Below are 11705 nucleotides of genomic sequence, written 5' to 3'. Positions count from 1 at the left end.
CCCCACCCCGTGCCCACCCGTCCCGGGAACAAGAAGTAAGCATGCTTGGTTGTACCCATCACCGTCAGAAACGTGACCCAAACAAAGGAGATCGCCCATGACCACCCCCAATCCCGCAGCATCCGGCTGGATTCCGGCCAAGCAGTTCATCGCCGGACAGTGGAGCGAAGGCCGCTCGTCCAAGACGATGCCGGACACCAACCCGTTCACGGGCGAAGAGCTCCTGAGCCTGCGGCTGGCCTCCCTCGAGGACCTCAACGATGCCTACGCAAGCGCCCAGAAAGCCCAACCGGCCTGGGCCGCCACACCTCCGGCCGAACGCCGCCGCGTTCTGGAACGCGTCTCCGACATCCTGGAAGAACGCCGGGACGAAATCGCCGCCTGGCTGGCCGCCGAATCCGGCAGCACCGCGGTCAAGGCCTCCATCGAGATCGACTCGGCAATTGCCATCACCCGGGAGTCAGCCTCCTTCCCGCACCGCGTGCACGGCCAGATCCTCGATTCCGACATCCCGGGCAAGGAAGACCGTGTCTACCGCGGCCCGCTCGGCGTCGTCGGCGTCATCAGCCCGTGGAACTTCCCCCTGCACCTTTCCCAGCGTTCGGTGGCACCGGCACTGGCCCTGGGAAACGCCGTCGTCCTCAAGCCGGCCAGCGACACCCCGGTGACCGGCGGCCTGCTGATCGCGAAGATCTTCGAAGAGGCCGGGCTGCCAGCCGGCGTGCTGAGTGTCGTGGCCGGTGCCGGCTCGGAGATCGGCGATGCCTTCGTGGAGCATCCGGTGCCGTCCCTGATTTCCTTCACGGGTTCGACGGCGGTGGGCAAGAACGTCGGTGCCCTCGCCGCGAGCGGTGAGCACCTGAAGCACACGGCGCTGGAGCTCGGCGGCAACGGACCCTTTGTGGTCCTGGCCGATGCCGACGTGGACCAGGCCGTCCGTGCCGCCGTGATGGGCAAGTTCCTGCATCAGGGCCAGATCTGCATGGCGATCAACCGCATCATCCTGGAGGACCCGATCCACGACCTGTTCGTGGAAAAGTTCACCGAGCATGTCCGCGGACTGCCGGCCGGGGATCCCTCGGATCCCGCAACAGTGATCGGTCCGATTATCAACGCCAAGCAGCTCGAAGGCCTGGAGGAAAAGATTCGCACCGCCAAGGAAGAGGGCGCCGAAGCCGTACTCGAAGGCAGCACCGACGGCCAGGTCCTCTCGCCGTGGATCTTCACCGGCGTCAGCCAGGACATGGAGCTGGCCCGGGAAGAGATCTTCGGTCCGATCGCCGGAATCCAGCGGGCCCGCGACGCCGCCCACGCGCTGGAACTGGCGAACGCCACACCGCAGGGACTCTCCGGCGCGGTCTTTACCGGTTCAGCCGAAGGCGGGCTGCAGTTCGCCCGGAAGCTGCAGGTGGGCATGGCCCACGTGAACGACATGCCTGTCCATGATGAAGTGCACGTGGCGTTCGGAGGCGTGAAGAACTCAGGCCTGGGACGGTTCAATGGCGAGTGGGCCATTGATGAGTTCACTCAGGACCAGACGGTCACGCTCCAGCACGAACCGCGCCAGTATCCGTTCTAGCGGAATCTGGCCGGTCCCGGGGCACCCCGGGGCCGGCCAGGACTGCGGCCGCGATGTCGTCCGCATCGCGCAGGGTGCGGGCGCCGGAGTCGGCCGGCGCTCCGGCCTCGGCTGCGATCGCGGTTCCCCACTGGACTGAGGAGAGCTGCAGTCCCAGGATGTAGAGGTTCTCCTGCGGTTCGCCCTTCACGTCCAGGGGCCGGTAAGGAGGCAGGGAAACATCCAGTCCGGGTGTCAGCACCGGGGTGCCGCCTGCTGCCATCATGACTTTGGGCCGGGCCTGTCCCTGGTGCAGCAGGTCAGCCAGCAGCGGGGAGAGCGTGGCATTGACCCGGTTGGGCGGCATCATCGCTTCGACCATGGTCCGGGCAGCGTATTCTCCCGGGGTCCACGGAGACGAAGCGGTGAAGACCGAACGGGCCTCATCGACGTCGAACCTCGGATCCGGTCCCACGAAGTGGACCAGCCCGGCACGGGTCAGGGCCGCGAGCTGCTCGATCCGTTCCGGCGGCGGGCCGCTGGCCAGGCCCTCCACCAGGGGTTCGAACCAGCCACGGAGTTCGGTGAGCCAGGACTCCTCGGACAAACCGCCGTCGGCCACCACGGCTTTCAGGACTGAACGGCCGGCGTTCAGGGCGCCAATGGCCATTTTCAGCGGGTCGTCCTCGCCCTTCGCGGACCCCGCGGCGTCGTCTTCAAGGTAGGCCAGGACGCTTGCATCCAGCTCCGCGGCGTCGGCGAACGGACGGCGCCCCAGCGGCTGCGCCAGGGCCTCCAGGCTCGTCCGGTTTTCGGCCGGCACACAGCGCTGCAGGACCTCTTCCTTCGCCGCATCCCAGTCCGGTCCGTCAACGTTCAGCGCTGCGTCCAGGTCCGCCAGGAATGATTCCGGCGAAACGCTGAGGCAGTGCGGCGCGGTGCGGGCCAGCGTTGAGTAATAGGCCCACACGGCATCGCGGTGAAGCAGCGGCCAGAAGTCATGGTCGAAACCTGGCTGGATCCCTTCTTCGGCGAAGCTGGCTGCAGCTTCCCGGGTAAACCAGCGCAGCGTCACGCTCGTGGGCAGGTAGCTCTCCAGCTGCGCCTTGGCACGGTACGGGGTGCCACGGCGGGACGCGGCCACCAGGACCGGCTCGCGCCCGCTCGGTTCATAGCGCAGGGAACGTCCGGCCGGTTCCCCCGTGGGAACAAACCGGCCGCCTCGGCCCAGGGTCACCTGGGCCATGATGTCGAAGAAGTTCAGGCCCAGGCCGCGGACCAGCACCGGTTCGCCGGCGGGGAGCACGGTGAAATCCGCGTCCGACGGGACAGCCGGAGGCAGGTAGCGCAGGCCGAGCCGCGCGGCGGCATCGCTGAGCCGGGACTGTTCGGGGTTCAGGGCGGCCGGCAGGTGTCCCATGGCCAGGACGACGGCGTCGGCAGTCAGCGCGTCCTCCCCTGCAACCTCAATCGCGAAGCCGTCCCCGGCCCGCCGGAGTGCCAGTGCCTCGGTCCGATGATGGACGACGGCGGCACCGGCGCCCGCCGCAGCCGCAGCGAGCGCCGCGTAGGTCCACTCCAGGTACCGCCCGTAGAGCGCCCGGCTGGGGAAGTCCGACGGCGACAGGCGGGCCGCTTCCGCACGGTCTGCCTCGTTGAGCCCGGACTCCGGGTCAGTCAGCGCCTTGCGCGCCCAGTCGCCAAAGGAAAGACCGGTAACTGACGGGGCGAATGCATGCTCGGTTCCAACCGCCGGGACAACGGTGGGAAAGAGCACCGGTGTGTTCATCAGGAAGTGGCGGGATTGCCCGGGACGCCAGACGTGCCCCGATCCGGGGGTAAACGGATCAATCATCAGGATCGTCAGATCCGGGCGGTCTTCCGCGGGCTGTGTGAGGAATCGTGCCAGCAGGCGGTCCAGGACAGAGATCCCGCGCGGGCCGGCTCCGATGACGGCAACGCGGAGTCCCTGTGTTTTGTCCATGCTTCTAGGGTATCCGCCGAATCCGGGGGCTCTGCCGCTGCCATCCTGGGACGGACTCCGGAGAGTCCCCGAAAGATCAGGTGAAGGATGCAAAGATAAAAACCCCGGCCACAAAGACTGCCAGGATCCAGAACCAGCGGTTGACCCGCCTGCGTCCTTCAACATCCTCCACCGGGATCCGGGAGCCGCGGAAGATCAGCACGATCAGCACCACTGCGGCAATGATGCCGGCCAGCAGCAGGAACGTCATGAACATCGGCACAGCGCGGTTCCTCTCGGGGGGTCTGTGTGCGAAGAACTCTACCCGTGTGCCCAAGTGCAGCGGAACGGTTCCTGCCGGGGAGCCCGCCGCTGGGAAGGCAACTGCTGGGAAGCCAACTGCTGGGTTTCCGTTATGGTCCATGAGTCCCGCGTGAGGAATCCGTAAGGATTCCGCGATCGGCCCTGCAGCAGGTTTTTACTCATTCCCGGCGCCTTAGTGCACCCCTCCTGCCGGACCGGCGGGAGGAGAGACGAGTGTGTTGGGGGAATCCCTTGCTGGACGTAGTAATCATCGCGGGCACGGCGGCGTTCTTCGCTGCCCTTGCCCTGTTGGCCCGGGCGGTGGAGAAGCTGTGACCTTCTTCGACTGCGCCGCCCTGATCCTGGCAGCCGCTTCGGCGGTCTATGTACTGGCTGCCCTGCTGCGGCCGGAGAAATTCTGATGGCCGGGTGGCTGGCGCTCGGCCAGTTCCTCGCCGTCGCACTGGTGCTGGCACTGGCACACCGCCCGCTCGGGAACTACATGGCGCGCGCCTACACCTCCGAGAAAGACCTGGCCATGGAACGCGGAACCTACCGGCTGCTGGGAGTTGCTCCCCGCTCGGGGCAGGCCTGGCAGAGCTATTTCCGGGCAGTCCTGGCGTTCTCCGCCCTGGGAGTACTGGCGCTGTACCTGCTGCAGCGCCTGCAGCCCCTGCTTCCGGCGTCGCTCGGCCTGCCGGCGGCCCCCGAGGCCCTGTCCTTCAATACCGCCGTGTCCTTCGTGACCAACACCAACTGGCAGTCCTATTCGCCCGAAGCCACGCTGGGCTACGCCGTGCAGGCCTCGGGACTGGCGGTGCAGAACTTCCTGTCCGCCGCCGTCGGGCTCTGCGTTGCCGTTGCCCTGGTACGCGGATTCGCGGCACGCGGCGCCCAGACCATCGGGAATTTCTGGGTGGACCTCACCCGCTCCCTGACCCGCATCCTGCTGCCCGGCGCGGCGCTGGCCGCGCTGGTGCTGCTGGTGGGCGGGGTGATTCAGAACTTCAGCGGTTTCACCGAGGTTTCCACCCTGGCTGGCGGAACGCAGAGCATCCCGGGCGGGCCGGTGGCCACGCAGGAAGCCATTAAGCTGCTCGGCACCAACGGAGGCGGGTTCTTCAACGCGAACTCCGCGCACCCGTTTGAGAACCCGACGGCGTTTACCAACCTGTTCTCGGTGCTGCTGATGCTCATCATCCCGTTTTCGCTGCCCCGGACCTTCGGGACCATGATCGGCGACCGCCGTCAGGGGTACGCCATCCTGGCTGCCATGGCCGGAATTTTCGTGCTGTCCCTGGCCGCCATGACAGCACTGGAGTTCGCCGCGGCGGACGGCCCGGCCGGGTCAATGGAAGGCAAGGAAACCCGCTTCGGCATTGCCGGGTCCACCCTGTTTGGCAGCACCAGCACCCTCACCTCCACAGGGGCCGTCAACTCCATGCATGACAGCTTCTCCCCGCTGGGCGGCATGATGGCCATGCTGAACATGATGCTCGGCGAAATCGCGCCCGGCGGCGTGGGGTCTGGCCTGTACGGCATGCTGGTCCTGGCCATTGTCGCGGCCTTCATATCCGGCCTGCTGGTGGGCCGCACCCCGGAATACCTGGGCAAGAAGATCGGCCCGCGGGAGATCAAGCTCGCCAGCCTGTACGTGCTGACCATGCCGGCGCTGGTCCTGGCCGGAACCTCGCTGAGCTTCGCCCTGCCCCGCATCAGCGACGAAGTCCTGGAAACCTCCATGCTGAACGACGGGCCGCACGGCTTCAGTGAGGTGCTGTACGCATTCACCTCAGCAGCCAACAACAACGGATCCGCTTTCGCGGGACTGACCGCGAACACCCCCTGGCTGAACACCGCCCTGGGCCTGGCCATGCTGGCCGGCCGCTTCCTGCCGATCCTCTTTGTGCTGGCGCTGGCCGGAACCCTCGCGGCGCAGGGCAAGGTTCCGGTCACCGCGGGCACCCTGCCCACGCACCGGCCGCAGTCCGTTGCCGTCCTCGGCGGCGTCACCGTGCTCGTCACCGCTCTAACGTTCTTTCCCGTACTCGCGCTGGGTCCCCTGGCAGAAGGACTGATCTGATATGTCCACCCTCACCAAACACCGCCCCGAACCGGGCAGCGCCCCGGCCCCGTCCGCCCCGCGCCCGGCAGCAGCCGCCGGTTTCCACTGGCAGCAGGCGGTAAAGGCCTTCCCTGTTGCACTGGCCAAACTCGATCCGCGCCGGATGTGGCACACCCCGGTCATGTTCGTCGTCGAAGCCGGTGCCGTGCTCATCACCGCCATCGCGGTAGCTGAATCCTTCACCGGCGGTTCCCCATCCTCCGGCGGCAGCCCCGTGCCGGCCGGGTTCACCTGGCTGATCGCCATCTGGCTCTGGCTCACCGTGCTCTTCGCCAACCTGGCCGAAGCGGTCGCGGAAGGCCGCGGCAAGGCACAGGCCGCCACACTGCGGGCCACCCGCACCACCACCGCCGCCCGGCGCGTGAACGGCTACAACCCCCAGTCAGATCCGGCTGCGCAGCAGACACCCGCGGAGTCCGTGGCGTCCGCGGACCTGGTGCTGGGCGACGTCGTAGTGGTCACCGCCGGGGAGGTCATCCCCGGCGACGGCGAGATCATCCACGGCATCGCCTCGGTGGACGAATCGGCGATCACCGGGGAATCGGCGCCCGTGGTCCGTGAATCCGGCGGCGACCGGTCGGCCGTCACCGGCGGCACCCGAGTGCTCTCGGACCGGATCGTGGTGCGCATTACCAGCCGCCCGGGTGAAACGTTCGTGGACCGGATGATCGGCCTGGTGGAAGGCGCATCCCGCCGTAAGACCCCCAACGAGGTGGCGCTGGACATCCTGCTGTCCACCCTGACCCTGGTCTTCCTGATGGTGGTGCTGACCCTGAACCCGATGGCCGGATACGCCGGCGCCACCATCAGCGTCCCCGTGCTCACCGCCCTGCTGGTCTGCCTGATTCCGACGACCATTGGTGCCCTGCTCTCAGCGATCGGCATCGCCGGAATGGACCGGCTGGTGCAGCACAATGTGCTGGCCATGTCCGGCCGCGCCGTGGAAGCTGCCGGGGATGTCACCACCCTGCTGCTGGATAAGACGGGCACCATCACCTACGGCAACCGGCAGGCTGCAGCGTTCATCCCCGTGGCTGGGACGGAGAAGGAGGAACTTATCCGGGCGGCTGCCTTGGCTTCATCGCTGGACCCCACGCCGGAAGGGCGCTCCATTGTTGACCTGGCCGCCGCCCAGGGCGTCGTTCCGGCTCCGGTGCCGGACGCCGAGGACATTCCCTTTACGGCACAGACCCGGATGAGCGGCCTGGATTATCCGAACGGGTCCAGCATCCGCAAGGGCGCCGGATCAGCCGTCCTGGACTGGGCCTCCCAGAGTGGCGGCATTGACGTTTCCGTCCTGGCGGACCTCACCTACCGGGTGGACACCATCTCGGCTTCCGGCGGCACCCCTTTGGTGGTGGCGGTCCGGGACGCCGGCGGCACCGCCCGAATCCTCGGCGTCGTCCATTTGAAAGACGTGGTGAAGGAGGGCTTGAAGGACCGGTTCGCGGAGCTGCGCCGGATGGGGATCCGCACGGTCATGGTCACCGGAGACAATCCCCGCACTGCGAAAGCCATCGCTGCGGAAGCCGGCGTGGACGATTACCTCGCCGAGGCCACCCCGGAATACAAAATCGCGCTGATCCGCCGGGAACAGGAGGGCGGCCGGCTGGTCGCCATGACGGGGGACGGCACGAATGACGCCCCGGCGCTGGCGCAGGCCGACGTCGGTGTCGCCATGAACACCGGCACCTCCGCAGCCAAGGAGGCCGGCAACATGGTGGACCTGGACTCGGATCCCACCAAGCTGATCGATATTGTGCGGATCGGCAAGCAGCTGCTGATTACCCGCGGGGCGCTGACCACGTTCTCCATCGCGAACGACGTCGCCAAGTACTTCGCGATCATCCCCGCCATGTTCATGGGCCTGTTCCCCGGCCTGGCGGTCCTGAACATCATGGGCCTGCATTCCCCCGCCTCGGCCATCCTCTCCGCGGTCATCTTCAACGCCGTCGTCATCCTGGCCCTGATCCCGCTGGCCCTGCGCGGCGTGAAGTACCGTGCCGCCGGCGCTTCCGGGATCCTCAGCCGGAACCTGCTCGTCTTCGGGCTGGGCGGCGTGGCCGCACCGTTCATCGGCATCAAGCTGATCGACCTGGCCGTCTCCCTGCTCCCCGGTTTCTAAACCCTCACCTAAGGACCTCTTATGACCGCGTTTCGCTCCACCACCCGGCAGCTCGCCGTTGCTGCCAGGGCGCTGGCCCTCTTCACCCTGGTGCTCGGCATCGTATATCCCCTCCTGGCCACCGCTGCAGCCCAGGCAGTTCCCCGCCAGGCCAACGGCTCACCGGCCATCATTGACGGCACCGTCACCGGCTCCGTCCTGATCGGGCAGTCGTTCACGGACAGTTCCGGTGCCGCCCTGCCGGAATGGTTCCAGTCCCGGCCCGGGAATTACGACGGCGCTGCCTCCGGGGGCAGCAACCTTGGCCCCGCCAGCACGGAACTGGCGGAAACCGTGGCGGAACGGCGACGGGATGTTGCCGCCCTCGAGTCCGTTCCGGCGGACCAGGTTCCTGCCGACGCCGTGACTGCCTCCGCGTCGGGCCTGGATCCGCACATCAGCCCGGACTACGCATACCTGCAGGTGCCGCGTGTGGCGCGGGTGAGAGAGCTTCCCGAAGCCGCCGTGCGCGGGCTGGTGGACGCCGCCGTCGCCGGCCGCACGGCGGGATTCCTGGGCGAGCCAACCGTAAACGTGTTGGAACTGAACATCGCGCTGCGGGAGCTGGACACTTAACGAATGACGCGAGGAGAACTCCGGGTCTTCCTGGGCGCAGCCCCGGGGGTCGGGAAGACCTACACCATGCTGGAGGAAGGCCACCGCCTGCGCAGCGAGGGCCGGGACGTGGTGGTGGCCCTGGTGGAAACACATGGCCGGGCCGCCACCGCCGCAGCCGCCCGCGGCCTGGAACAGGTGCCGCAGCTGATGCTGGAACACCGCGGACTCCAGCTGCAGGAACTGGACCTGGACGCTGTGCTGGCCCGGCACCCGGACTACGCCCTGGTGGACGAGCTGGCACACAGCAACGCCCCGGGACTGGCGCACTCCAAGCGCTGGCAAGACGTCCAGGCACTGCTCGACGCCGGTATCAACGTGCTTTCCACCGTGAATATCCAGCACATTGATTCGCTGAACGACGTCGTTGAAGGCATCACCGGCACCCTGCAGCGCGAAACGGTCCCCGATGATGTGCTCCGCGCAGCCAACCAGATTGAACTGGTGGACATTGCTCCGGAGCAGCTCCGCGGCCGGCTGGCCGAGGGAATCATCTACCCGGCCGCCCGGGTGGACGCCGCCCTTTCGAACTACTTCCGCGTCGGCAACCTCACCGCCCTGCGCGAATTGGCGCTGCTCTGGCTGGCCGATGAAGTGGACAGCGCACTGAACCGGTACCGGAATGAGAAGGGCATCCGCAGCAAGTGGGAGGCCCGGGAGCGCGTGGTGGTAGCGCTCACCGGCGGCCCGGAGGGGCAGACGCTGCTGCGGCGCGGTGCCCGGATTGCCGCACGCTCCGCAGGCGGGGAACTGCTGGCAGTGCATGTGACCAATCCAGACGGGCTGCGGGAAACCCATCCCGGTGAACTCGCCGTGCAGCGTGCGCTGGTGGAGAAACTCGGCGGCAGCTTCCATCAGGTGGTCGGTTCGGATATACCAGGGTCCCTGGTGGATTTCGCCCGCTCCGCCAACGCGACGCAGCTGGTGATCGGCGTCAGCCGGCGCCCGCGCCTGCGCGCATTGTTTGGCGCTCCGGGCATCGGCGCTACCGTCATCCGGCTCTCCGGCGACATTGACGTGCATATCGTGAACCACGGTGCCGCCGGCGGTCACCGGGGGCTTCCGCGCCTGGGCGGGGCTCTTAGTGCCCGACGGCGGGCAGCTGGTTTTGCGCTCGCCCTGGCCGGCGGTCCGCTGCTCACCTGGCTGCTGGTTGGGGTCAGCACCCCGGAATCGATTACCAGCGATGTGCTGGCCTACCAGCTGCTGGTCATTCTGGTGGCACTGGCAGGAGGGATCTGGCCTGCACTTTTCGCCGCACTGCTTTCGGGCGTGACCCTGGACTATTTCTTCATAGATCCGCTCTACACAGTGACCGTCTCCGAGCCGCTGCACCTGTTCGCCCTGGTCCTGTATGCCGCCAATGCAATGCTGGTCAGTTTTGTGGTGGACCGGGCGGCGCGGCGTTCGCGGGCTGCCCGGCGGGCGGCGTCGGAATCCGATCTTCTGGCCGCCGTCGCCGGCAACGTGCTGCGCGGCGAAGACGCGGTGGAAGCCCTGGTGGGACGGGTGCGGGAGGCCTTCAACCTCACCGCCGCCCGGCTGCGGAGCGGAGATACCGATCTTGCCGTATCCGGCATTGTTCCTCCCGCGGGGCGGCCCGCACACCGGATTGAGGTGGGCGAAGCCGTCCTGGAACTCTATGGCCGCATTCCGGACTCGGCGGACCTGCGGCTGCTCGAAGTCACGGCGGCCCAGCTGGCAGCGGCGCTGGACTACCGGGATCTGTCCGCAATGGCCGAAGGCATGGGGCCGCTGGCCGCCGCAGACCGGGTCCGCACGGCCCTGCTGGCCGCCGTCGGGCATGACCTGCGCCGTCCGCTGACCGCGGCCACCGCCGCTGTCACCAGCCTCCGCGCCGAGGATGTGGCCTGGAGCGAACGGGACCAGCAGGAGCTGCTGGCAACCGCTGAGGAGTCCCTGCATACCCTCTCCGAGCTCGTGACCAGCCTCCTGGACGTCAGCCGGCTGCAGGCCGGAGCCCTGGCGGTCTCGCTGGTGCCGCTGGAAGCCGCAGACGCGGTGCTGCCGGCGCTCGAGGAACTCGGTATGGGGCCGGCCGAAGTACAGCTTGACCTGGCCCCCGGCCTGCCTCCCGTGCTCGGGGACGCCGTGCTGCTGCAGCGGGTACTGGTGAACGTACTCGCCAACGCCGTCCGCTTCTCCCCGCCGGATGCCAAGGTGCTGCTCACGGCCAGCGAATTCGGCGGCACGGTGGAACTGCGCGTCATAGACTGCGGACCGGGGATCTCCCCCGAGCGCGGAGAAGAGCTGTTCGTTCCCTTCCAGCGGCTGGGCGACACCGACAACACGACCGGCCTGGGCCTGGGCCTGGCTGTGGCGAAAGGATTCATGGAAGGGATGGGCGGCACCCTGGAGACGGAAAAGACACCCGGCGGAGGACTGACCATGGTGCTCAGCCTGCCGGCTGCGCCCGTCTCCCGGCACGCGGATCCCGCGGCGGCACTGTGAAGATCCTGCTCGCTGACGACGACGTCCAGATCCTGCGGGCCCTGAAAATCACGCTGGCGGCGTACGGCTATGAGGTGGTGGCAGCCCAGGACGGCGCAGCAGCGGTGCGCCGGGCCGTGGACAGCCACCCGGACCTGATGGTCCTGGATCTGGGCATGCCCGGCCTCAGCGGCATGGAAGTCATCGAAGCGGTACGCGGTTGGAGCTCCATGCCCATCCTGGTGATTTCCGGACGCTCCGATTCCGCTGAGAAAGTCCGCGCCCTCGACCTGGGTGCGGACGACTACGTAACAAAACCCTTTTCCGCAGAGGAACTGCTGGCCCGCATCCGTGCCCTAAAGCGCCGCACCGGTGCGGCGCAGGACAGCCCGGCCGTCAGTTTCGGCAACGTGCGCGTGGATCTGGCTGCCCGCCAGGTCGCGCGAATCGCCCCCCGGGCCCGCCGGCCCCGGGACCCCCCCGCAAGGGCGCATCGGTGAGTGGGTCGACCGACGCCCCGCCCCCC

Annotated in this window: 8 protein-coding genes and 1 pseudogene; 7 read left to right on the top strand and 2 right to left on the bottom strand. The window is 67.8% G+C overall.

The annotated features are described in order from the left end of the window. Positions 1-97: 97 nt before the first annotated feature. Positions 98-1579, top strand: coding sequence for an aldehyde dehydrogenase family protein (locus TVB01_RS16130; protein ID WP_422456922.1), 1482 nt, complete (start codon positions 98-100; stop codon positions 1577-1579). Here TVB01_RS16130 and TVB01_RS16125 read toward each other — a convergent pair. Both TVB01_RS16125 and TVB01_RS16120 read right to left on the bottom strand, forming a co-directional pair. Then, positions 1542-3542 carry an FAD/NAD(P)-binding protein gene (locus tag TVB01_RS16125; protein ID WP_422456921.1) on the bottom strand — a complete coding sequence of 667 codons (2001 nt, stop codon included), beginning with the start codon at positions 3540-3542 and terminating at the stop codon, positions 1542-1544. The genes TVB01_RS16130 and TVB01_RS16125 overlap by 38 nt on opposite strands. 76 nt (positions 3543-3618) lie before the next feature. Continuing rightward, positions 3619-3804, bottom strand: a complete 186-nt coding sequence (locus TVB01_RS16120; protein ID WP_422456920.1) for a hypothetical protein — start codon at positions 3802-3804, stop codon at positions 3619-3621. A 352-nt stretch (positions 3805-4156) separates the two neighbouring features. On the opposite strand from TVB01_RS16120, the gene TVB01_RS16115 reads away from it, so the two are divergent. The 6 genes and pseudogenes from TVB01_RS16115 to TVB01_RS16090 all read left to right on the top strand — a co-directional run. Beyond that, positions 4157-4246: a potassium-transporting ATPase subunit F gene (locus TVB01_RS16115; RefSeq protein ID WP_227896188.1), complete on the top strand. Its 90-nt coding sequence runs from the start codon at positions 4157-4159 to the stop codon at positions 4244-4246. Then, a complete protein-coding gene (gene kdpA, locus TVB01_RS16110; RefSeq protein ID WP_422456919.1) occupies positions 4246-5907 on the top strand; it encodes a potassium-transporting ATPase subunit KdpA in 1662 nt (553 codons plus the stop codon). Before TVB01_RS16115 ends, kdpA begins: the two co-directional genes overlap by 1 nt. 1 nt (position 5908) lies before the next feature. Next, positions 5909-8074, top strand: coding sequence for a potassium-transporting ATPase subunit KdpB (gene kdpB, locus TVB01_RS16105; RefSeq protein ID WP_422456918.1), 2166 nt, complete (start codon positions 5909-5911; stop codon positions 8072-8074). Between the two features lie 21 nt (positions 8075-8095). Next, positions 8096-8689, top strand: coding sequence for a potassium-transporting ATPase subunit KdpC (gene kdpC / locus TVB01_RS16100; RefSeq protein WP_422456917.1), 594 nt, complete (start codon positions 8096-8098; stop codon positions 8687-8689). Positions 8690-8692: 3 nt separating this feature from the next. Continuing rightward, positions 8693-11200 carry an ATP-binding protein gene (locus TVB01_RS16095; protein WP_422456916.1) on the top strand — a complete coding sequence of 836 codons (2508 nt, stop codon included), beginning with the start codon at positions 8693-8695 and terminating at the stop codon, positions 11198-11200. Next, a pseudogene (locus tag TVB01_RS16090) lies at positions 11197-11625 on the top strand (response regulator transcription factor); the annotation flags it as partial. The gene TVB01_RS16095 and the pseudogene TVB01_RS16090, both read left to right, overlap by 4 nt. Between the last annotated feature and the right edge of the window lie 80 nt (positions 11626-11705).

Origin of the sequence: Arthrobacter sp. 7Tela_A1 (assembly GCF_049311065.1) — a bacterium.
Taxonomy (GTDB): domain Bacteria; phylum Actinomycetota; class Actinomycetes; order Actinomycetales; family Micrococcaceae; genus Arthrobacter_B.
The sequence above is the reverse complement of the archived record's forward strand: the minus strand, read 5'-3'. Positions and strand labels throughout refer to the sequence as shown.